Annotated in this window: 15 protein-coding genes; 7 read left to right on the top strand and 8 right to left on the bottom strand. The window is 58.9% G+C overall.

From position 1 onward, the window contains the following. Positions 1–89: 89 nt before the first annotated feature. From HY011_04660 to fdhF, 3 genes are all read right to left on the bottom strand, one after another. Complete coding sequence (locus HY011_04660) at positions 90–1,229, bottom strand: PAS domain-containing protein (GenBank protein MBI3422206.1); 1,140 nt, start codon at positions 1,227–1,229, stop codon at positions 90–92. 235 nt (positions 1,230–1,464) lie between these two features. Continuing rightward, complete coding sequence (locus HY011_04665) at positions 1,465–3,063, bottom strand: sigma-54-dependent Fis family transcriptional regulator (GenBank protein MBI3422207.1); 1,599 nt, start codon at positions 3,061–3,063, stop codon at positions 1,465–1,467. A 164-nt stretch (positions 3,064–3,227) separates the two neighbouring features. Further along, on the bottom strand, positions 3,228–5,894 hold the full coding sequence (gene fdhF / locus HY011_04670; GenBank protein ID MBI3422208.1) for a formate dehydrogenase subunit alpha: 2,667 nt from the start codon (positions 5,892–5,894) through the stop codon (positions 3,228–3,230). 220 nt (positions 5,895–6,114) lie between these two features. Between fdhF and HY011_04675 the strand changes: the two genes are divergently transcribed. Then, positions 6,115–6,978 (top strand): universal stress protein, encoded by an 864-nt coding sequence (locus HY011_04675; protein MBI3422209.1) that lies wholly within the window; start codon positions 6,115–6,117, stop codon positions 6,976–6,978. A 131-nt stretch (positions 6,979–7,109) separates the two neighbouring features. On the opposite strand, the gene HY011_04680 is transcribed toward HY011_04675, so the two are convergent. Next, positions 7,110–7,916: an ATP-binding cassette domain-containing protein gene (locus HY011_04680; GenBank protein ID MBI3422210.1), complete on the bottom strand. Its 807-nt coding sequence runs from the start codon at positions 7,914–7,916 to the stop codon at positions 7,110–7,112. Then, complete coding sequence (locus tag HY011_04685; protein MBI3422211.1) at positions 7,913–8,242, bottom strand: hypothetical protein; 330 nt, start codon at positions 8,240–8,242, stop codon at positions 7,913–7,915. The genes HY011_04680 and HY011_04685 overlap by 4 nt, the downstream gene beginning before the upstream one ends. Positions 8,243–8,607: 365 nt before the next feature. Between HY011_04685 and HY011_04690 the strand changes: the two genes are divergently transcribed. From HY011_04690 to HY011_04710, 5 genes are all read left to right on the top strand, one after another. Beyond that, positions 8,608–9,441, top strand: a complete 834-nt coding sequence (locus tag HY011_04690) for an ATP-binding cassette domain-containing protein (protein ID MBI3422212.1) — start codon at positions 8,608–8,610, stop codon at positions 9,439–9,441. Between the two features lie 196 nt (positions 9,442–9,637). After that, positions 9,638–11,368, top strand: a complete 1,731-nt coding sequence (locus HY011_04695; protein ID MBI3422213.1) for a hypothetical protein — start codon at positions 9,638–9,640, stop codon at positions 11,366–11,368. 101 nt (positions 11,369–11,469) lie between these two features. Continuing rightward, on the top strand, positions 11,470–12,615 hold the full coding sequence (locus HY011_04700; protein MBI3422214.1) for a hypothetical protein: 1,146 nt from the start codon (positions 11,470–11,472) through the stop codon (positions 12,613–12,615). A gap of 88 nt (positions 12,616–12,703) precedes the next feature. Next, positions 12,704–13,771 carry a hypothetical protein gene (locus HY011_04705; GenBank protein MBI3422215.1) on the top strand — a complete coding sequence of 356 codons (1,068 nt, stop codon included), beginning with the start codon at positions 12,704–12,706 and terminating at the stop codon, positions 13,769–13,771. A 380-nt stretch (positions 13,772–14,151) separates the two neighbouring features. Then, complete coding sequence (locus tag HY011_04710) at positions 14,152–15,489, top strand: zf-HC2 domain-containing protein (GenBank protein MBI3422216.1); 1,338 nt, start codon at positions 14,152–14,154, stop codon at positions 15,487–15,489. A gap of 458 nt (positions 15,490–15,947) precedes the next feature. On the opposite strand, the gene HY011_04715 is transcribed toward HY011_04710, so the two are convergent. Next, positions 15,948–18,734 carry a CHAT domain-containing protein gene (locus HY011_04715; GenBank protein ID MBI3422217.1) on the bottom strand — a complete coding sequence of 929 codons (2,787 nt, stop codon included), beginning with the start codon at positions 18,732–18,734 and terminating at the stop codon, positions 15,948–15,950. Positions 18,735–19,284: 550 nt separating this feature from the next. Between HY011_04715 and HY011_04720 the strand changes: the two genes are divergently transcribed. Continuing rightward, positions 19,285–20,298 carry a glycosyl hydrolase gene (locus HY011_04720; GenBank protein ID MBI3422218.1) on the top strand — a complete coding sequence of 338 codons (1,014 nt, stop codon included), beginning with the start codon at positions 19,285–19,287 and terminating at the stop codon, positions 20,296–20,298. Positions 20,299–20,391: 93 nt separating this feature from the next. Here the strand turns inward: HY011_04720 and HY011_04725 are convergent, their stop codons facing one another. Beyond that, positions 20,392–22,644, bottom strand: coding sequence for a xanthine dehydrogenase family protein molybdopterin-binding subunit (locus HY011_04725; protein ID MBI3422219.1), 2,253 nt, complete (start codon positions 22,642–22,644; stop codon positions 20,392–20,394). Then, on the bottom strand, positions 22,641–23,135 hold the full coding sequence (locus tag HY011_04730) for a (2Fe-2S)-binding protein (protein ID MBI3422220.1): 495 nt from the start codon (positions 23,133–23,135) through the stop codon (positions 22,641–22,643). The genes HY011_04725 and HY011_04730 overlap by 4 nt, the downstream gene beginning before the upstream one ends. Positions 23,136–23,421 lie beyond the last annotated feature (286 nt).

The following is a 23,421-nucleotide window of genomic DNA, read 5'->3' on the forward strand; positions in this document are numbered from 1 at the left end:
ACTGTCGGCACCGAAAAATTTACAGGAAGAATTTATTCGTTACTACGAGGGAAAGTGCTGAATCTAAATCTCTGATGTAGCTGCGGCATTCATTCGCTGGTGGAAATTGCCGGCTCATCCGCTGCGGGAGTTGCTTGGTAGGGCAGAAACAGCGTGAAGGTCGAGCCGCTGCCGACGGTCGAGGTGACTTCGACGCGGCCACCGTGGGCGCGCACGATGCGGCGCACGGCGGGCAGGCCCAGGCCGGTGCCGTGGGCATTGGTGGTGAAAAACGGATTGAAGATGCGCTGTAGGTTTTCCGCCGGAATGCCGCAACCGTCATCGGTCACGATGACGCGCGCAAACGCCGCGTGCAGATCGTTGAGTTGATCGTGGCTCACTGAAACGACGATTTGGCCGGGGCCTGCGATGGCGTCGAGCGCATTCAAGATCAGATTGAGGACGGCGTCTTCGATTTGATGTTCGTCAATGGCAAGCACCAACGGCAGCGCCGGGGAGATGAACTTTACCCGAATGCGCCCGTGGGTCGCCGAGGCTGCAATCGCCTGGCCCAGACCGACGGCGCGTTGCACGGTGTCGGCCAGATTCGCCGGTTGAAAATTGAAGGTGCGCGGGCGGGCGCGGCTCAGCAGCAATTGAATCGCGCTATCAATGCGATTGACCTCGTGGCGCACATTTTCGAGCACGGCGCGCTCGGGGTCTTCGGGCAGACGGCGCTGGATCAGGATGTCCACCGCGCCTTGTATCCCCGCCAGCGGGTTTTTGATTTCGTGCGCCAGCCCCGCCACCAACTCGCCTAAACGCGCGATCTGTTCGATGCGCGATTGCTCGCGTTCGCGCAAGGCCACATCCGTCACATCGCGCACCACCATCACAAACGCGATCACCTGCCCGGCCACATCGCGCACGGGCGAAACGCGGGCGCGCAGGCGCTGGCCCGGATTGCGCCCGCTAATCTCTTCGGTCGCGGTGACGCCGGTCAACAGGCTGTTGAGGCGCGCGCATTGTTTCGGAAGCTGGCCGTGGTCGCTGGCGCAACCAAAAACGTCATTGCAGGTTTTGCCGATCAACTCGGCGGGCGGGCGTCCGAACATCTCCGCAAAGGCACGATTGACCAGCATGATGCGCGCATCAGTGGTTTGCACGCACACGCCATCTTCCATGGCCTCGAATAAAGCCTCCCATTGGGGCAGCCATTCAGAGCCGTCCGCCGTGGGTAAAATTGGCAAGGAAGTCGAAGATTCCATGTGAGAAAAACGGGAAGCTTGGTCGAGCGGGCAGGCACCAAGCGGGAAGCGAAATTATCCTTGTTCATTTGTGATGGCGGCGCAAGCTGCCGGGCGCTGACAAATGAACAAGCAACCATGACCAATGACCAGCCGCAGCCTGATTTCGAGCAAAGCCTACGCGGCGGCCGTTGTGCTGGAACGCACGGTTTCCGCCCGGCAGAACGAGCGGGACCACTCATCCTGCTGTCACGGCGTTAGCCTCAGCTTGCGCCGCGCCGCTTTCGAGTTTCTTCAAGCGATAGCGCAATTGGTCGCGCGAAATGCGCAGCAATTCCGCCGCGCGCGTTTGATTGCCGCCGCTGCGTTTCAGGGCCTGTTCGACCAGCGACATCTCGACGGCTTCCAGTTCGACGCCAGCGGCGGGCAAGGGGAAACATTCCGCCAGCGTTTTCGGCGGCGGCGGTTCAACCGGCAAGACGGTGCTCACGGGCGACGCCGGAGTCGCCACAAACGTTGCTGACGCCACCGGCACGGCGGGTGTTACACCATTGGCCAATACATTTGGCGGGTTAGCCGGAACTTCGATGACAGCGGGCAGCGCGGTTGGCACGGGGGCGGAATCCAGCCACGATTTGGCTGGCACGGGCGGCGCGTAGCCTTCCGCCAAACCGCGCGGCAGCCAATTGGTGGTGATGTAATTCTGATCTTCCAGAATCATCACGCGTTCAATGACGTTGCGTAACTCGCGCACATTGCCCGGCCAGGGATAGCGGCGGAATAAATCAATCACCTCTGGCGCAAGCCCGCGGATCTGTTTGCGGAGTTTTTGATTGAACTGTTTGAGATAAAATTCGGCTAGCGCCAGTACATCGTCGCCGCGTTCGCGCAACGGCGGCAGATCAATCTGAATCACCGACAAGCGGTAATACAGATCGAGCCGGAAGCGGCCCGCTTCGCTTTCGGTGCGCAAATCGCGGTTGGACGCGGCAATCACGCGCACGTGCAGGGGCAAGTCTTTCAACCCACCGACGCGGCGGAAGGCCCCTTCTTCCAAAACGCGCAGCAGTTTGGCCTGCAACCCCAGTTCGAGTTCGCCAATTTCATCCAGAAAGATCGTGCCGCCTTCGGCCTGTTCAAACAGCCCCTCTTTGCGACCTTTGGCGTCGGTGAACGCGCCTTTTTCGTAACCGAACAATTCGCTTTCGAGCAAGGTGGCCGGAATGGCCGCGCAGTTGATGGCGACGAACGGATAGTCCGCGCGGTGCGAGGCGTAATGCGTCGCTTTGGCAACCAGGTCTTTACCCGTGCCGCTTTCGCCTTGCAAGAGCACCGACGACGCTTCGCTTTCGGCGACGCGGCGCGCCAGCGCCAGCATACGCTGCATGGTGGAAGACTGGCCGATGATCTGCTCGAAATTGAATTCGCTTTTCTGTTCGCGGCGCATGCGCGAAACCTCGCGGCGCAGCTTGCTGGCTTCCAAGCCATTGCGAATGGTGACCTGCAGTTCGTTCAGGTTGATTGGCTTGCCGATGAAATCATAAGCGCCCCCGCGCATGGCGGCGATGGTGTCTTCGACCAGCACATTGGCGGTGATCATAATCACCACGGCGTGCGGCTGGCGCGCTTTCAATTCGCGCAACACATCCAGCCCGGAGCCATCCGGCAAATTGATGTCGAGCAAAACCGCCACCGGGCGGTCTGCCTCAAATGAAGAGAGTGCGCCCGCGACCGTGCCGGCTTCCAGCGTTTCGTACCCCCAACTCCGCAACGCTTCATTGAGCGTCCAGCGAATCAACGGTTCGTCATCTACAACCAGAATTTTTTCTTTAGCCATAGCCGGTTTGCCCTTTCAACCCTTTTCTGTGTCTGCTTGGTGCTGCAATTACTCTGCCACATAGGCGGCGTGCGATTCAGCGTAAGACTGTTGCGGATTTTGCCTTAGTTGAGGAATGTTCACCACGTCTATTGCGAAAAATCCCGCAGGCGGTCTCGCAACATTTAGGCGCGCTCAATGTTGACAGCCGTGACTTTGTATTCGGGCGCGGCGGTTTGGCTATCGCGCCAAGGGCTGGTCACCTGATTCAAAAACACGTCGGCGGTGTGGAAGGTGGCGAAAAGTTCGCCAGGCTGTAGGTTTTCGTTGAGCCGAATCGGCAAACACGCCGCGCCATAATGGCTGCGCAACCGCACCTGTTCGCCCGTGTGTAACGCCAACCGCGCGGCGTCAACGGGCGCGATGTCCAGAAAGTCAGCCGGATGCAGCACCGTATTTTTGGTGCGCAGCGTCATCGTGCCCGCGTTGAACTGATGCAGCGTGCGGCCCGTGATGAGCAGGAAGGGAAATTCCGTCGAGATGGTTTCGCTGGTCGGATGATATGGAATGCGCCGCAACGCCGCGCGCGGCCCCAGCGGAAAGGTTTCTTTGTGCAACAACGTCGTGCCTGGATGATCAGTAGATGGGCAAGGCCATTGCAAGCCGCCGTGTTCAAGACGGGCGTAACTGATGCCGCTGCCGGCGGGCCAAACGGCGCGCACTTCATCCCAAATCTCGTTGGGGTTCTCAAACGCGAATTGCTCGCCGTGCCCCAGCGCTTGGGCCAACAAACAAATGATTTCCCAATCGGGCTTGGCTTCGCCCAATGGCGCGATGACCTGGCGTACCCGCTGCAAGCGGCGCTCGGCATTCATAAACGTGCCGTCTTTTTCAAACGAAGACGCGGCGGGCAGAAAGACCGTGCCGAATGCGCGCGCGGTTTCGTTCAGAAACATATCTTGCACGATCACCAGTTCGAGCGCGGCCAGCGCCCGTTTCGTCGCCGCCGCGTTGGCATTGGTCAGTTGAATGTCATAGCCAATCGCCCACAACGCCTTGAACTGACCCACCGCCGCCGCGTCCAGCATCTGCATCATGTTCAAGCCTGGTTTGGTCGGCAGCGCCGCGCCCCAAACATTTTCAAACAGCACGCGTCCGGCCTCGACGCCAATCGCCCCGGTCAGGCTGGCCGGTTCGCAACCCATGTGCGCCGAGCCTTGCACGTTGTTTTGCCCGCGCAAAGGATTGACGCCCGCGCCCGGCAAGCCCAGGTTGCCGGTCAGCAAGGCCAGATTGACCAGACACATCACGCCGTCGGTGCCCTGGGTGTGTTCGGTCATGCCCAGCCCATGCACGCTCATGGATGGTTTGTGCGTGGCGTACAAACGCGCCGCCTCACGAATGCGCGCGGCCCCGACGCCGCAAATGTCGGCCACTTTCTCAGGCGCGAATTGCGCGATGAATTGGCGGTACTCATCCCATTCATCCACGCGGTCACGCACGAAGGCTTCGTCATAGAGCTGCTCTTCGACAATGGTGGCGGCCAGCGCGTTGAGCAGCGGCACGTTCGTGCCCGGCCGCAGTTGCAGATGAATGGTCGCATAGGCGGCCAACTCGATGCGGCGCGGATCAATCACGATGAGCTTGGCGCCGTTGAGCGCGGCCTGCTTGATGCGCGCCCCGATGATCGGGTGATTCTCGGTGGCGTTGGCGCCGCACAGCAGGATGGTGCTGGCAAGTTCGATGTCGTTGTATGAATTGGTCGCCGCGCCGGTGCCGAGCGTTTGTTTCATGGCCGCCGCCGTGGGCGCGTGGCAGACGCGAGCGCAACAGTCCACGTTGTGCGTGCCCAAGACCAGCCGCGCGAATTTTTGCGATAGGTAATTCTCTTCGTTCGTCGCCCGCGCCGAACCGAGCACGCCGACGCTATCCGCGCCGTGCCGGGCGATGATTTGTTGCAGTCGTTCGGCGATAAAGGCGATGGCTTCCGCCCACGTCGCCTGTTTCCATGCGTCGTTTTCCCGAATGAGCGGCGTCGTGACACGATCATTCGCGTAAACGAACTCGAAACCGTAACGGCCCTTGACGCACAAATGGCCCTTGTTGACAGGCGCGTCGTGCGCTGGCCGCACGGTGACGATGCGCTCGGCCCGCGTGCCGACTTCCATCTCGCAGCCGGTGCCGCAATACGGACAGGTCGTTTTCGTCCAGGCTTCTGCCGCACCCAGCGCGCGGATGGATTGATCTTCGAGCGCGCCGGTCGGGCAGGTGTCAACGCACGCGCCGCAACTGACACAGGAACTCGCCAGCAGCGTGGTGCCTGAATCCGGCGCGATGCGGGTCTCAGCGCCGCGATTGAGCACTTCCCAAACGAATTGCCCCTGCACTTCGCGGCAGATGCGCACACAGCGCAGGCAATCAATGCAGCGCGCCATGTCTACGTGAATGTAGGGATGCGCGTCGTCCACGAGCGCGGGCTGCGGCGCGCCCACGCAATCGCTGATGACTTGATACTCGCGCAGGTAACGATGAAACGGTTTGTCCGGGGCTTCGCGCACGGCTTCGACCGGGTAACGCTGCCCCCACATTTGCAGCAAGGCGCGCCGCTCAGCTTCCAACGCGGGCGTGTGCGTTTCGATCCGCATCCCTTCGGCTAACATTGTGTTGCAGGCTGTAACCGGATTAGGCCGTCCGGCGACTTCAACCAGACACATGCGGCAATCGCCGCAGGGTTTGAGCCGGTCATCGTGGCACAGCGTGGGCACGTCGAGACCTTGCGCCCGCAATGCTTGCAGGATGGTTTGGCCTGCTTCAACAGTGCCTTCAGTTTGATTGATCGTGACGTGCAACATAACGCAACTCAGCCTGTAACCGATCCGAATCAAGCCAGGAGCCGTCTGTGCAGCAATCGTCAGGCCAGGGCAAACTTCCCCAACGCCTGAGGACGCTAAGGAAAAACGCGCAGGGTAGACCCATCAGGTTTTGGCAAAGTTTGTGATTGCCGGCAGGAAAGACATCTCAAGGCATTGGCCTATCAATTGCTCTGAGCAGCAGCGTAAGGAAGGAGGGGTTATGAAAGTTGTATTCGGTTATGACGGTTCGGAGTGCGCTGAACGCGCCCTGGACGATTTGCAAAAAGCGGGTTTGCCCGCCGGCACGGAAGTTTGTGTGTTGGCGGTTATTGAACACTGGTTGCCGCCGCCCTCGACGTTAGAGATGGTCGAGCATTTGGATTACAACCAGGAATTCTTGAGCCTGGCGAAACGCGCGGCCATGCGGTTGCGCGAACTACATCCTACCTGGCAAGTGAAGGCCGAAACGGCGGCTGGTTCGCCCGCCACGATGCTCAGGCAAAAAGCCCAGGATTGGGGCGCGGATTTGATCGTGGTCGGTTCGCACGGGCGCACGACAATGGGGCGTTTTTTCTTTGGCAGCGTCTCGCAAAAAATTGTGCACACGGCGCATTGCCCGGTGCGGATTGCGCGGGGCCGGGTCGAGGAACCAGGGCAGCCCTTGCGCCTGTTGGTCGGCCTGGATGGTTCGCCCAGCGCGGCGGCGGCGGTCGAGACCATGCTCAAACGGCGCTGGCCCGCACAAACAGAAGTGAAAGTGGTGACGGCGTTATGGACGTTGCCGCCGAACATGACTGCGCAAACCATCGGGCCTGTGACGCAATGGGTGCTATCTGAAAACGCGCGCGTCCATGATGCGGTGAAAACGGCGGTCGAACGCTTCCAGGCGGCGGGTTTGAAGGCCGAAGCCGTCTTCAAAGACACGGTGCCGCAGAAGCTTTTGTTTGAAGAAGCGGAAACCTGGGATGCCGATTGCATTTTTGTCGGCGCACACGGCATGAATGCCGTTGAGCGTTTCATGATTGGCAGCGTGTCTTCGGCGGTTGCGGCGCGGGCGCATTGTTCGGTGGAAGTAGTACGGTGAGACTTGAACCTGGGTACGCAGCGCTTCCAGCGTGCAGGCTTGGCATAGATTCCTTCCAGCGGGAATGCGTCTTGTACCAGCCTGCACGCTGGAAGCGCTGCGTACCCAGGTGTGTTGCGCCTTCCAATCGGCTACAGCACAAAGCGCCGAATCCGTTCATCCGTCGAATCCCAAAAAAGTTCATCCTCCTGGTTGAAGATGATCTGCCCTTCATTCAGCAACAGTATGCGCGTGTTGGTGAGACAAAAATCGTCGGCCTCGGCGCGCAACTCCGGTTCGGCGTGCGGCGGGGTTTCGTAATAGTGCGAGCAAAGGTAGCGCACTTCGTCCAGATTTTGCGTGACGTAAAGCGAACTCACGCCGACGACATCGCGTTGGCGCAGGACTTCGCGCATGATGCGGCGGCTAATGATGGGATCGAGGCCGGAGCAGGGCGAGTCATAAAACATAATCGGCGGCGCACCGGCCAAGGCCCTAGCCAAGGCTGCGCGTCGGCTCATGCCGCCCGATAGTTCTTCAGGTTGCAAATCGTAAGCATCCTCCAGGCCGACAATTTGCAAGACACGGCGCACTTCGGCCTCGGTTTGGTCGGAATCAAAGCCCAGCAGCGGCAAACGATAGGCGATGTTTTCGGCGACCGACATATCGAACAGCGCATCCGTCTGTAACACGACGCCTGCCGTTTGCCGCAGTTCCAACAATTCTTCCTCCGGCAAAGCGGAGATTTCGATGCCGTTGAGCCAGACTTCCCCGGCGTCGGGCTTGAGCAAGCCGATGGCCAGGCGTATGAGCGTGGATTTGCCGCAGTTGGACGGGCCTAAGACGATGCGCATTTGACCGCGCGGAACGACAAAGCTGATACCATCCAACAGCGGCTTTTCATCGAACGCGATGGAAACCTGGCGAAATTCAAGCGCCGGTGTGAAGGTGGTGGTCATCGGCTTTCTTCTTTGCAGCGCCCCGCCAGCCGGGTGATCAGCGCGCCGGTCAACGTGCCAATGCCGAAGCCGAGGCCCAGCGTAATGGCCAAGACGCCCCAGGGATTCTGCCTGAGATTTTGTTTGACGCGATAGGCCGTGTCATCCACCAAATCTTCGGCGGCATAACGCGTGCGTTTCAGCGCGCGTTTGGCTTCGAGCATGCCATCTTCCCAACCGTGCTCCAGTTTGTGTGCAAGGTTCTGTTTCATGCGTTCGGCTTCAACGCCCAACTCAAGGGCCTTGCCGCCGGTTTTCAAGGTTTTTTTGATCAATTCAGTTTGCATAATCAACTCCTGTTCGTGCGTCGCGCGCCTTGTAGCGGGATTACTACAATTTACGTTCTCTACCTCGCGGGCACGCTCCACATTTGTGCAAGCACGATGCCAATCTAAAAGGCGCAGCCTGTTGCTGGAACAAGAACCGCACCGTGGAAAAACACGCGCCGCCTTGCGGATTCCCGCGCGCTTATGCAGGATGCAGCCGGTCACAGGCTGCTACGGTACCGCGCGCGTGAGCAAGCGGCGCCTGGTAATCACACCCACGCGCAACAGATGGCGGTTCCGCTTGCTCACGCGCGCGGTACCGCTGCAATGCCCGCCATCTTTATGGTTCCGAGAGCAGGCTTCTGTCAACGTTGGCGAGAAAGTAGATGACGAATTCAATGTCGCACCACACGCCCTCTCCCCAGATCGAATTCCGCGACGTGTCGCTGGCTTTTGGCCGCAAGGTCGTGCTGGATGGCGTCAATTTCAAGGTCATGCCGGGTGAAATGAAAGTGGTGCTGGGCCAGTCCGGGTCGGGCAAGTCCACGATTTTGCGTTTGGTGCTCGGCCTCTTAAAGCCGGATGGCGGGCAAATCTTCATCAACGGCACTGAGATTTCCCATCTGGAAGACGAAGAACTCAATCAAGTGCGGAGAAAGATGAGCATCGTGTTTCAGGAAGGCGCGCTGTTTGACAGCTTGAGCGTTTACGAAAACATCGCTTACCGTCCGCGCGAATTGGGTTGGCCGGAGGCCGAGATTGACGCGCGCGTGCAACGCGTCCTGGCCTTCGCCAGTTTGAATGAAGTCGCGGATCTGTTGCCGAACGCTTTGTCTGGCGGCACGCGGCGGATGGTGGCGATTTGCCGTGCGATCGTGGATCAGCCCGAAATTATCCTGTTCGACGAACCCACTGTCGGCCTCGATCCGCCAACCGCGCACAAACTGTGCGAAGCGGCGATCCGGTTGCGCGATCTGGATGAAGTGACCTCGATGTTCGTCACCCACAAACTGGCTGACGTGCGTTATTTGTCCTCGAATTATGCCGTTAAAACGGTCGCTGACCGCGCGGAGTTGCGGCCCGAAAATGACACGCTTTGCCTAGTCAATACGAAGTTTTTGGTATTGCACGAAGGGAAAGCCGTTTTTGACGGCGCTGATGAAGCGTTGTGGGCATCGGAAGACCCGTTCCTGCGTGAGTTCACGACGCGCGACGAATAAAGCGGCCTCAACCAGCAGCCTGCTTTTTAGGACTTACGCAGAACGCGAGCGAGATTGCCACAGAGGCACAGAGACACAGAGCTTTTTTACAGTGTTGGTGGAGTTCTCTGTTTTCCTCTGTGTCTCTGTGGCAAATCTTTGCGTAAGTCCTGTTTTGTTATTTGCTTATCCTTGCGAGAGAGAGAATGTTACTTCTATGGCGAAGCTCAAACCGAAAAAGGTAGAAACCGAATCAGCAAGCACCGCGCCGCCTGAACCTCCGGTAACAGCAGCTACTGACCGGCGATTTTGGCTTTGTTCGGCGCTCGGCCTGGTCGCCTTTTTTGTTATTTACCTGTTACGGCTGGATCGTATAGTTGGTATGTTTATTGATGATGCCTGGTATGCTTTGTTGGCAAAAGCGCTGGCGACCGGGCAGGGGTACACACTGATTAATTCGCCCACGCCGGGTATCTTGCCGCTTTACCCACCCGCCTATCCGTTCCTGTTGGCAATCTTTTTTAAGCTGTGGCCGCAATTTCCGAATAACATCTTTTTACTCAAAGCGGTTTCCATCGCGGCGATGTTACTCACAGGTGCGGCGACTTATGTTTACCTCGAACGTTATCGGCAGTGGCGACGTTGGACGGCTTTGTTGACGGCCCTGGTGACGGCGCTCAGTCCCGGCCTGGCCTTCATGGCGACTTCGTCGTTGCTGTCGGAATGTGTGTTTGCCGCCGCGCAAATGCTGGCGCTGGTGGCGGTCGAGGAATGCGTGCGGCGGCGTGAGGGTGAACGGTTCGCGCTCTTTGCCTTGCTCGCGGGATTGGCCTGTAGCGCGGCCTTTTTGACGCGTTCGATGGCCATCGGAATCGTGATTGCGGCGTTACTTTATCTGGCGAAGGAGAAACTGTTTAAGACGGCGCTGGTATTCGCCGCCACGGTGGCGGTCATGCTGGGAAGCTGGACGCTGTACACGCAAAGCCGCAAGCCCACCGCCGCGCAACGCGCCGAAGTGAACAATTACATCGTGCGCCCTTACGCTGAACAGTTCTGGGATCGCCTGGCGGGCCACGAAGCGGCGGGGCGGATTACGCTGGGCGAGTTGCCGGAACGATTTTGGAGTAACATCGGCAGCATTTTAAGTAACGATGCGGGCGGCATCTTACTGCCCGCGCTCTTTCCTGCCTTAAATCAGGGCTTAGCTGAGCGCGGCAGCGAGTTGCAATGGACGCTCTCGTTCTTTGCCGGCGTGTTGGTGGTGGCCGGTTATATTATGGTGGCGAAAGAAAGCCTGACGATGGCTGAATTGGCGTTACCCTTTTCACTGGCAATCATCCTGGCCTGGCCCTTCCCGCCGTACCGGTTTTTGTTACCCTCGCTGCCGCTTTTGTTATTTTATTTTTTACAAGGCACAAAACTATTCTGGTTTTTGCATCGGCGGCTGAGTGATGAAAAAGAAACAAGCACATACTGGGGTGTGTTAAACGGATTTGCCGTGCTGTTACTCTTGCTTTGCTTGATCGGCAACGGCAGTTATCTGGCGCGCAAATTTGCTGACACTCCGGCGGAACGTCCGCGTTATCTGCGTATCTTTGAGGAACAAACCGCCCTGCTGAAATGGACTGCCGAGAACGTACCGAAAACCGACACCGTCGTGACGCAAAATCCCGGTCTGGTACATCTGTTGACCGGCAACCGGACGACGACGTTTGATAATCCGGAACAGCATTGGGCCAATTGGAATCAACTGGGTGTGCGTTACTTCGTGCAACTCTCACCGACCCGGTTGCCGGAACCGATCGGGCCGGAGCGCCAATATCGCGTGGCCCATCGTACCGGTGGAGAGTTGAACTTGCGCGTGCTGGATTTGGGCCAGCCCAACAACAGGTCAGCCTGGGGCGCAGGGCTGTCCAATATCAATCTCAATGGCGTCCTGGGCCGATAAATTAATCCAGGTGGAGGGCTTTCCAGGGGGCTGGCGCGCAGCGCTCTTTCGTGCGATAACAAGCACTCCAAAGCGGAATTTCCCCACAAGAATTTATTCTCATGAATCGCGCACGGCATACGCCAAAAGTTTTTGCCTTCGGATTGGCCCTGTTGCTGTGCTGCAATGTGGTTTGCGGCACGCAGGAAAAGATCACGGCACGCGGTCGTCAGTCAGCGGCGGCGGTCGGATTGAGCTACCCCAACGGGCTGGCCCTGAATGCGCAGGGTGAATTGTTCATTTCGGATATTGGCGCGCATTGCATTTTCAAGCTCGACCGGCGGCGGCAATTAACGCTTGTGGCGGGCACCGGGACGGCTGGGTTCAGCGGCGATGGTGGCCCGGCGCTGCGGGCGCAGTTGCGCAGCCCGCACGATCTGTTGTTTGATATGGCGGGGAATCTGCTGATTGCCGATACGGGCAACCAGCGCATTCGCCGCATTGACCGGCGCGGGGTCATCACCACTCTGGCGGGCGATGGAAAAGCGTTGCAATCCAATTACAACGGTGCGCCGCCGCCGCTTTCGCTCAATAATCCGCAGGGGTTGGCGTTGGCGCGCGATGGCGGTTTGCTGATTGCCGATACGTATAACCATGTGGTGCGGCGTCTGGATCAACAGGGGAAACTGACGGTGTTGGCCGGTTCGGTGGCGGGCTATGGCGGCGACGGCGGCCCCGCCGAAAAGGCGCAGTTGAATCTGCCGATGGCCGTGGCGGTGGGCCTGGACGGCAGTGTTTATATCAGCGATGCTGGCAATAGCCGCTTAAGACGCATAGCGGTGGATGGCCGCATCGCCACAATTGCCGGTTATGGACCCGCGCAAGACACGTATGGCGCGGGTTTTGGGGGCGAGGGAGAGAGGATCGAAAAGGCGAAGCTTTTTTCAGCGACAGACCTAAAGTTCGATCAGGCGGGACGCTTGTATATTTGCGACAGCGGTAATCAGCGGGTTCGCGTTTGGCAGCAAAGCACCGTGGTTACTGTGGCAGGCGTCGGAACTTTAGGCTTCAGCGGTGATGGTCAACGCGCCATCGCGGCAGCCTTAAACACCCCACAAAAGCTGGCCCTCGACTCGGAGGGCGGCTTTTATATCGCTGACCGGGCCAATCAGCGCGTTCGTCATGTGGACGCACACGAGATCATCCATACAGTGGCAGGAACGGGAAAACCGGTTGGGCAAATGTTCGAGCGGTCTTTCTCCAAATAAAATGAGGGGTGTGCGCACATCCTTCAGCAAAGCACACCAGGACCAGGCTTAATCCACGCGTAAGCACGAGGTTCCTGCTTATGAACCTATGTCTATCGAAGTGGAGAGTGCCGGGCTGCCAGCGGTTTTACCTTCGGCCACTGAGTTGTTACACACGTGGTGGTGGGCTGGTGAGACGGAACAAGCGGAACAGTTGCTGACGCGCCTCTTGGCGGAACACGCGACGCCCACGATCAAAGCCGTCATCGCTTTCCGGCTGAGAACTGAACTCACCGAACCGAGCGATGTCGAAGACGTTTGTCAGGAAGCCACACTCCAGTTATTAGCCCGACTGAACCAGCTTAAAAATTCCGGCGCTCCGCCGCTCTACGGCGATTTTCGCAGTTACGTGGCAGCCATCGCGCACCAGGTGTGCTCGTTGTATCGGCGGCGACAATTCCCGCAACGCGCGCGGTTGAAGGATCAAGTACGCTACGTTTTGACCCATCAACCCAGCCTGGCGTTGTGGGAAGCCGCGCGCAAAATCTGGTTGAGCGGGTTTGCCGCGTGGCGCGACCAACGCCAGCAAGCCATCGCGGCGAGTCAAGTGCAGAGGCTGCAAGATGAACCTGAGAAGCTCGCTTTTCCCGGCATCCGGTTAGGGCCGGTGGTGCTCGCGGAACTCCTGACCGCCATTTTCAATTATTTTCGCGGCCCACTCGAATTTCCGGCGTTGGTCAATCTGGTGGCGACCCTGCGGGGGATCAAAGACGCGCCCGCCCGCCAAACGCTGCCAGAGGAAAGCGCGCCACAGCTTCGCCTTGATGACCAAACGGCAGGGCGTGTCGAACAGCGGCTCTATCTGCAACAACTCTGGCAAGCGCTGATCCAATTGCCGTTGCCACAGCGGCTGGCCTTGTTGCTGAACTTGCGCGACGCGCAGGAGCGCGGCTTGGTGATGTTGCTGGTGGAATTACAAATCACCTCGCTCCACCAGCTTGCCGAGGTTTTGGAAATGACGCCCACCGCCTTTGCGGAATTGTGGCGTGAACTGCCGGTGGATGACACGCGCATCGCCGCTTTGCTGGGGCTAACGCGGCAACAAGTGATCAATCTGCGCAGTTCCGCCCGCCGCCAATTGGCCAGCCGTCTGCGCGCCGTGCAAGGGGAGCAATGAAGTCGCTGTGCGCGTTTTGAAGCGGAGTACCTTTGGCCACTCAGCCGCCGCCCCGAAACCCGCTGACCCTGCAAAGAATCGCGCCTGACCTGCTGATCAAACATTCAACAGAAAAACTCTTCTTTCTGTAGATTTCTCGGTGACGGCGGTTCGGTTCAGAGTTCACGCTTCAGCGTGTGGGTGACGGTCCGCAGACACGCTGAAGCGTGAACTCTGAACGTTTGCTCCCATTCCGGCCCCGAATTATTTACAGCAGGGAAAAATTTGCGGGCACGTGCAATATGGGAGCGATCTTCGCATGTGTTGTTATTGTGCAAGTCGCTGTTGCCGCGTGCGGCGCCTGCTGATCCCACTATCAGTCATTTGGAGAGCGAAAGAACGTGACAACGCATTTATCGAAACAAGAATTACTGAGCTTTCAGCAACGGCGTGTATCTGCCGCTGAGTTGCTGAGGATAGACCGGCATCTATCCGCTTGCTCGGATTGTGCGCAACGGCTGGACAGTGCGCCGGGATTACAAAGCACCGTGCGGCGGCTGCAAACGGAGTTGGCCGGGGCGGAAGGCGAGTTGTGTTCCTACTTCGGCTTTGCGCAGAAAGCGGATTACGTCAACGGGCAATTGAGCGCGCCTGAAATGGCTCTGGCAAAGTCGCATCTGGAACAGTGCGCGGAATGTTGTTTGGAGTTTGTGGAATTGCAAGAAGTGCGCGCGGGCCTGACGCCAGGACGCGCGGCCAGTCCGGTGACGCAAACGGCGTGGGAAAAAATAAGCGGCTGGTTTGAAATGCCGGTGGTTCGTTGGGCCTGGCGGGGGTTGGGGACAGTGGCAACGGTGGTGGTCTTAGCCTGGCTGACGGCCACGCTTTGGCCCGGACGCGAAACGTTTCAGCCTGCGCGAACACGCGCGACGCCGACCAGCACTCCGCTGCCACCTAGTGATGAAACAACGCCAGCGTCGCCCACGCCAAATACCGCATCTGGCGCAAAGTCTGATGAAACTGTGCTGCCGGCTGATGCGTTACTGGCTACCTTACGTGACGGCGAGCGGCACATTACGCTTGATTCAACCGGCCAGTTGCGGGGCTTAGAAGCTCTCTCGCCCGCAGCACAGGTAGCGGTCAAAGAAGCCTTGGCAACCCAGCAAATCAAGCTTTCCGCGCAGGTCGTGCAAATGCGCACGGCGACCGTCGAGTTGTTGGATCAGCGGCGCGACCCGGTGGATTTCGCGCTGCTCGCACCGCTGGGGCAGGTGGTGCAAGCCACGCGCCCGCGGTTGAGATGGCAGGCTCTGAACGGGGCCACGTGCTATTACGTGACGGTTTACGATACCAATTTCCAGAAAGTCGCTGCCAGCGGCGCTTTGACTGGCACGGAATGGGTTCCGGCCACGCCGCTCGAACGCGGGCGCAGTTATTACTGGCAGGTGCGGGCGCTCAGGGACGAGCAGGAATTCTTTGCTCCTGCGCCCAACGCGCCGGATGCAAAATTCAAAGTCTTAGAACGGGTTCAACTCGCCGAAATAGAACAAGCGAGAACCGGGCAAGCGTCACATTTGGCCTTGGGCGTGCTGTACGCGCGGGCCGGGCTGCTGGAGGAAGCGGGTTTGGAATTCAAAGCATTGTTGGCTGTCAATCCGCACTCGCCCCTGGCGCAGCGGCTGTGGCAGAGCTTTGAACGGCAGAGTCGAAACTTGCGTCTCGCGCGCAAAAACCAATAGCACGCTGGGGACAAGTGAAACCACGGAGAGAAACGAGGAAGGGCGCGTGGCTTGGGGCCTTCATCGTTTTGCGTCCCTTCGTGGTTTCACTTGTCCCCGGCGCGCCATGACTTTGGGCGCTTGAAAGCGCTGAGCCAACCCTGCGCGGCTCATTACTACGGTTCCTAGCAATTCAAATTCAGCTTTTGCGCCGCCTCAATACACAAGCTAAGCAGCACCGGCACACCAGCGGCTGACCTGCCAAACTGCTTACTGGCGACAACTGCCAAGCCCGCTTAACCACAATGGCAATGAATTAAGGTTCAGATACGGGACGCTGGGACAGTACCGCGCGCGTGAGCAAGCGGCGCGTCAAGCTTGCCACTTGGCCGAATTGCCAAAGTGCCACTTGCTCACGCGCGCGGTACTGCCCCGCTGCGCGGTTTCACCGTACACCGTAGTGAAAGCCGCTCTACAACTTACTGGCTTGCTCCGATCAAAATAAAGCCCGCCCAATAGAAGGGATGGCGATATTGTGGTTTGCGTAAGACCGTGAGCGCGGCTTGGCGTAACGCTTCTGCCGTATTGGGGTGCGCCTGTTTGCTGCCCGTCTGCGGTTGCAATTGACGATGAAAGGCGAGCATCAAATCAGCCGTGCTGCGCGATTCGACTTTCCACTGACTCACGACATTCGCCGGCGACCCGGCGATAAAGAAGGCCCAGGTCAAGCCGATGATGCCCTCGCCGGAACCAATCCGGCCACGCGCCGTCTCACACGCCGAGAGCACGACCAGATCCGCCTGCAAATTCATCCGCATAATCTCCCAGGCTTCCAATAAACCATCTTCTCTGACCGCCGCACCTGGGCCAGGCGCGGCGGCCAGAGAAGATGGTTTGGCAGCTTCAGGATTTCCTGTGGGCGCCAAAGGCTGGCTCAACAACAACTGCGAATAGAGCGGGCTGGCGTCATTCAGTATCCCGTGCGTGGCCAGATGCAAAATCTGGTAATGACCGGCCTCAGCCTTGAGTAAGTCTTCGCTGGCTGCGGCGCCCAGCAAAACTTTACTATGCTGCGCGCCATAGACCTGTTTAAGCGCATTGACCTGGCGCGCTGTTTCCGGCAGCGGCGCCAGCCGCTCACCCATCAAGAGCGCTTCTGACGGCGACTGTTCCATTTTGCCGAGCAAGGGATTGCCCAACGCGAGCAACGAAGGAGAATTGCCGGATAGATGTCGCCGGGCCGCTTTTTGCCGCGTCATCGCCTGTAACACCGGCAGCGAGGGCGCATAGGCCAAGGCGTAATCTTCGATCAAATACCGGTTGTTGCCGGCCTGGAGGGCCTGAAACGGCAATTGCCAAAGCCCGCCATCGGGAATGATGATCAATGTTTTCGTATGCTGAAGCTGGCGCTGCGCCGGTTCCAGCAGGCGGCGATACAATTCGCCGGACATTTCCTGAATGTCGAAATAACGATTGGCAATCCGCCGGCGGAACCGCTCCGTCAATTCGTTGACCTCTTTGCGCGTCAGATTCAACGGATGGACGCGCAAATCCACCGGCAGGCTGTCCGCTGCTTGGGCCGCCGGTTGCGTTGCCGCCTCGGGCTTGGTGATGACGAACAGGTAGGTCTGCTCTTCGGCGACGATGAACTCCAAAATGGCCGTATGCGCATCGGGCAACAGCGCGCTGATTTCGCGCAGACTGAGCGGCTGTAATTCACCGCGTTGTAATTTCAACTCAGGGTGCGCCGCATACAGCGCCACCTGGAATTCCTCGTAAGCAAAGCGCACCTGTTGTAACTGCTTCTCCAACTCGCCCACACGCTTTTCGTCCACCTGCGGTTTCAATCGTTCCAGATAGAGCACCGCATTGAGGGTCGTCAAATCCCGCGTGAGCTTGCGTTCCTGTGCGGTTTCGGCTGGCGTCATTGCTTTGGCGAAATCGGCTTTGCCGCTTTGCAAAACATCCAGCAGCACACGCCCCTTGGCGCGCTGCGCATATTCGAGCGCCTCAGCGATAACAGTGGCCGTCGGCGGTGCGTCGGGCGTCCCGGCACGTTGGCTTTGAGCGATCAGCAATTCGATCATGCCGTAGTAAGGGCCAATGCGCGCTTCGAGAAAGCTTTGCCGATCACGTTCGCTGATGCGGGCCAAGGTGCGTAATTGCTCAACCGCCTGAATGGCGGTGGCAAAGTTTTGCCGGGCCGGTTCAAATTGTCCGAGTGCCGCGTAGGCCTTGCCCGCGCGCATACTGGCCTTGGCCAGGACTTCCTGGTTGCCAATCTGGCGCGCCATCCCGATAGCGCGTTCGGTCAATTCAATGGCTTGCCGGTAATCGCCCTGCAAGCGCCGCGTGTTGCCCAGATTGCTCCAGGTAAAGGCCTGCGACTCTTTGCTGCTCAGCGTCTCGGCCAGAAGCAGGCTCTGTTGATAAAGACTCTCGGCAAGCGCGTATTGGCCCTGCGCTTCATGCACCACGGCCAGATTGTTCAGCGCCAGCATCATCATCGGTTTGAAGCCGTTGGCTTCCGCCAGTTTGAGGGATTCTTCGAACGTGGCGAGCGCGGCGGTGTATTCGTTCAACGCGAGCTGCGTCAAGCCGAGATTGTTCAGGGACTTGTTAATCAGATCGGCGTCCTTGAGCACCCGCCCCAGTTTGAGCGCGCGTTGATGCGTTGCCAGCGCGAGCGGGAAATTGCCTTGTAATTGATAGATGCTGCCGATGTTGTTTAACGCGCGCAAGGTTCCCAGGTCATCTTTGAGTTGTTCGGCCAACACACTGCTGTGCTGATAATAGTCAAACGCCTTGCCATAGTCGCCCTGACTAAAACTGATGTTCCCCAGATTGAGGATAATGTTGAGTTTGCCGGACTGATCCTGCAATTCCTCCGCGAGCTTTAGGCTGCGCTGATAGAAATCGTAGGCCGAATCGTGCTCGCCCTGGGAATAATACACATTTCCAAAACCGCGCAGCGCCGTCATCAACGCGCTTTTATTACCCTGCCGCTCGGCTAATTGCTGGGCTTGCGCATAGCGTTCGTAGGCCGTCCGCAATTGTCCGCGCAAGTACAGCGTGCGCGCTTCAGCCAGTAATTCATCCAGCGTGGCGCTCGGCGTTGGCGTAGCCTGCGCCTGCGCCGGTGGTGCGGACGCCTCCTGCCTTGCTGTAACGGCACCAGTCACACCAAGCAACGCAACCAGCCACGCCACGCAAACGGGCAAGCGTAAACGCGCCAACTGCATGGGATACCGGACACAAAAATGCACAGGGTATTTCACTTGAACTACACTCGCGGCCAAAGAAATTTCCTTGGTGATTGACCAGTGAACTAGAAGGCTATTGCTGACAACGCGCGCATCATGCCCTGCCTTTTTTGCTGGCGCAAGTAGGGCCACCGCGTAGAGTGCTGTTTTTTTGGAAAATCTGGACGTTTGCGCTGATAAAAGGTTGGGGATTTCGCAAACTGCTGAGACAGTCTGCGCGCAGCGAGTTTCGCTCAATGCTTATCCTCGGCATATTTCTTGATGCCCCAAACCGAAATGATCTCTCAAAGAGGCCGCCACGCTACCTATCATTGCCAGATGCGCGGAGGGGAATTAGGATGCGCGCGTCATCAACTGAAATTGTTGTGCCTGGAAGTTATGCTTTGTGCGGCACGCCCAAGTGCCGCCAACAGCCTCAACAGTTTTACCGGTAGAAATCGTTTATCAACGACCACGGACGGATTTTGCTAACGCGCGCGTGAGCCAAGGTTGGTTCAAGCGCCATTGCGCCAATTGAAAAATGCATCTTACCTTTCGCTTACTCGCCTCCTTTATGGTTGCGTCGCATCTGCCAGCTATCGCCCTCGCGCAATGGCAGGCGCAAACCAGCAATACCACCGCCAGCTTGCGCGGCCTCTGCGCCGTCAGCGAAAAAGTCGCCTGGGCCAGCGGCACACAAGGCACCTACATTCGCACTGTGGATGGCGGCCAGACCTGGCAAGCCGGGCAAGTGCCGGGCGCGGAAAAGCTGGACTTCCGCGATGTCGAAGCCTTTGACGCCAACACCGCGTATTTGCTGAGCATCGGCAACGGCGACTCGTCGCGTATTTACAAGACGACGGACGGTGGCCTGCACTGGACGCTGCAATTCAAGAACAGTGAGCCAAAAGCGTTTTTTGACGCCCTCGCTTTTTGGGACGCGCGGCACGGCTTGGCGATGAGCGATCCGGTCAATGGCCGCTTCGTCATCATCACGACCGATGACGGTGGCGTGACGTGGAAACAACAACCACCCGCAGGCATGCCGCCCGCTTTGCCGAATGAAGGCGGCTTTGCGGCCGGCGGCACTTGTCTGCTGACGCAAGGCAAAAGCAATGTCTGGCTCGGCACGGGCGGCGCAACAGTTGCGCGCGTCTTTCATTCGACTGATCGCGGGCGCACCTGGACGGTCGCTGAAACGCCTTTATTGGCAGGCGTAGCGTCAGCCGGCGTCTTTGGTCTCGCCTTTCGTGATGATAAAAACGGCGTCGCGGTCGGCGGCGATTACCAAAAACCGCCGCAGGCCGACAGGAATTACGCCGTCACCAACGACGGCGGGCGCGCCTGGAAGCTGATCGAAACGAACAAGCCCGGCGGCTTTCGTTCCGGCGCAATGTTTGTGCGCGGGAAACGCGGCTGGCAAATGTTTGTCGTTGGCCCGTCGGGGGCAGACGTGGCAGATGGTGACGGCGCATTCACCAAACTGGACGGCGAGAATTACAACGCGGTGAGTTTTGCGAAAGGGAATGTGAAAGCCGGTTGGGCGGTGGGGCCGCGCGGACGGATTGCGAAGTGGGTGGGCCGTTAATTCAAAGAAGTTTGCCCACGAAGGCACACGAAGAAGCACGAAGATATTTTGAGGACTTCGTGTTTGCTTCGTGTGCCTTCGTGGGCAAAACATTTATACCAGTTTGTGCTGATTGATCGGCAATTCCCGAATGCGGTTGCCCGTCGCCGCATAAATCGCATTGCACAGCGCGGGCAAGATCGGCGGCACACCCGGTTCGCCCACGCCAGCGGGCGGTGCATCGCTGGGCACCAGATGGACGTGCGTGACGAGCGGCGCTTCGTGCATGCGCGCGACCGGGTAACCATCGAAGTTGGATTGCTGAATCGCGCCGTTCTTGGCCGTGATCTCGCCCATTAGCGCGATGCTTGTGCCGAAAACGGATGCGCCCTCAAATTGATTGCGCACGCGGTCGGGATTGATGATCTGGCCCGCATCGGCGGCGATGTCTACGCGGGGGATGCGCAGTTTGCCTGCGCTGTCCACTTCGACTTCGACCACAGCGGCGACGTAGCTGTAAAAGCTCCAATGCGCCGCGATGCCCAGCGCACGGCCCTTCGTGGGTTTCTTTTTCGCCCAGCCGGATTTTTCAGCTACGAGTTCGATCACGTTGCGCAACCGGCCCGTGTCGAGCGGAAATTTTTGCGCCAACGGATTGCCCGGCAAATCCACCTTGCGCGGTGAACCCAGCAATTCCAGCAAGTATTCCACGCGGTCGCGATTTGCCAGCGCGGCCAGTTCGTCGGCAAATGAATGCACCCCGAAGGCGTGATAGATGTTCGACACCGAACGCAACCAGCCGATGCGCACGTGCGCCTGGGCCGGGCCGTTTTCCGCGCGGTGGTTGGGGATGTCGAAGGGCAGATTGCTCCAACCCATGCCCAACTCGAACGGCTGGCCGGTATTCGTCGCCGGATTGAACATCGCGCCAATCGAGGGAAACGCCGAACGTTGCAGCCAGGCGGTCGGTTTGCCCTTGGCATCCACGGCGGCCTTCAAATACATCGCGGCGACGGCGTGGTAATAATCGAAGCGTATGTCTTCTTCGCGGCTCCACGTGACCTTGACCGGCTTGCCGACGGCTTTCGAGAGCAGCGCGGCCTCGGCAACGTAATCGGGTTTGGACTTGCGTCCGAAGCCGCCGCCCAACAGCGTGACGTTGCAGATGACCTTTGACTTGTCTATGCCCAGCGCCGCCGCAACGGTGTCTTGCACGGCCTGCGGGTTTTGCGTGGCCGTGTGGATGGTGCACACGCCGTCTTTGAATTCGGCCACGGCGGCGGGCGGCTCCATCGGTGCGTGCGCGAGATGCGGCACGTAATAGGTCGCTTCGTGGGTTTTGCCGCCCTTGGCGAATTCGGCGTCCACGTCACCGACGTTGCGTGCGGCCTTTTGCGGTTTCTGGACGGTTTCGATCAAGGCTTGTTTGTAGCTGACCGAGTCATAAGCCGCGTTTGCACCCGCGTCCCATTCGACCTTCAGCTTCTTGCGACCTTGCAGCGCGGCCCAGGTGCTGTTGGCGATGACGGCTACGCCGCCCAGCGGTTTGAATTGATAGGGCGGCGTCAAGGCGGGAATGACGACGGTCTGTTGCACGCCTTTGACCTGTTTGGCGGCGCTGTCGTCAAAGCTTTTCAGCTTGCCGCCATACACCGGCGAACGTTCAATCGAGGCGTAGACCATCCCCGGCATCTTGGCGTCAATGCCGAAAATGCCTTTGCCCGCGACGATGTCGGCCTGATCAATCGTCTGTAGCGGTTTGCCGATGTAGCGGAATTCTGCAGACGGCTTCAGCTTCAACTCTTCTTTTTTCGGTACAGCTTGCTTGGCTGCGAGCGCGACCAGTTCGCCGTAGCCGAGTTCGCGGTTGCTCGCGGCGTGTACGACCTTGTGATTTTGCGCTTTGCACTCGGCGGCGGAGACGCCCCACTTTTCAGCGGCAGCGCTCACCAGCATCGTGCGCGCGGTCGCGCCCGCCTGCCGCATCGCGTCATAAAAATCGCGGATGGAGCAGGAGCCGTCCGTGTTTTGATCGCCGTATTTCTTGTCGCCGATGGCCTGCTCGATCTTGACGCGCTTCCAATCGGCTTCGAGTTCGTCGGCGACAACGGCAGGCAGCACGCTGCGGATGCCCGTGCCCATTTCGGAACGGTGCGTGATGATGATGACCGTGCCGTCGGTTTCCAAACCCAGATAGACATTCGGTGTCCAAGCGGCGGCGGCGGCTTCGTTGGTTGAAGTGCTAGCAGCTTCGGCCAATTCCAACGGTAGGATGCGCGCGCCGATGACCAGAGCGGATGCCGAGAGCATGTTGCCCAGGAAGTTGCGGCGGCTTTGTGATTCAATGCGTAATTCAATGCGGCTCATTCCCCGCCTCCTTTCGCAGCGGCTTTCGCCGGCGCTTTCGGTACGCCATTCGCCGCCAGTTTGATCGCTTCGCGAATGCGTTGATAGGTGCCACAGCGGCAGATGTTGCCTTTCATCGCGGCGTCAATGTCGGCATCGGTCGGCTTGGGTTTTTGTTTCAGCAAGGCGGCGGCCTGCATAATCTGGCCGGTTTGGCAGTAACCGCATTGCGGCGCGTTGACCGCTTGCCAGGCCGTTTGCAACGGATGCGTGGCGGTGGCGCTCAGCCCTTCGATGGTGGTGATGTTTTTGCCAGCGGCGGCTTGCAGCGGCATCTGGCAACTGCGCACCGCCGCGCCATTCACGTGCACAGTGCATGCGCCGCAGAGGCCTTCGCCGCAACCGAACTTGGTGCCGGTCAGTTGCAGTTCATCGCGCAAGAACCACAGCAACGGCATTTCGGGATCGCCGTCAAATTGGCGCGCCGCTCCATTAACCTTGAGTTGGATCATTTGCTCTCTCCCCGGAAAAGTTTGTTTTGGGAATTGCCGCCCGTACTGGCGTGACGGGATTATAGCGGCGGCGCGCCAAGGTGCCTAGCGCGCAGCGGTTTTTTTGCGGTTCAGTGTATGCCAAAGGCTGTGCGCTGGGACGGTACCGCGCGCGTGAGCAAGCGGCGTCTGCGCAGTTGTGCCAGTGCACCTTGCGGTTCAGTGTATGCCAAAGGCTGTACGCTGGGACGGTACCGCGCGCGTGAGCAAGCGGCGTCTGCGCAGTTGTGCCAGTGCACCTTACTTG

It is taken from the genome of Acidobacteriota bacterium (assembly GCA_016196035.1).
GTDB lineage: Bacteria > Acidobacteriota > Blastocatellia > RBC074 > RBC074 > JACPYM01.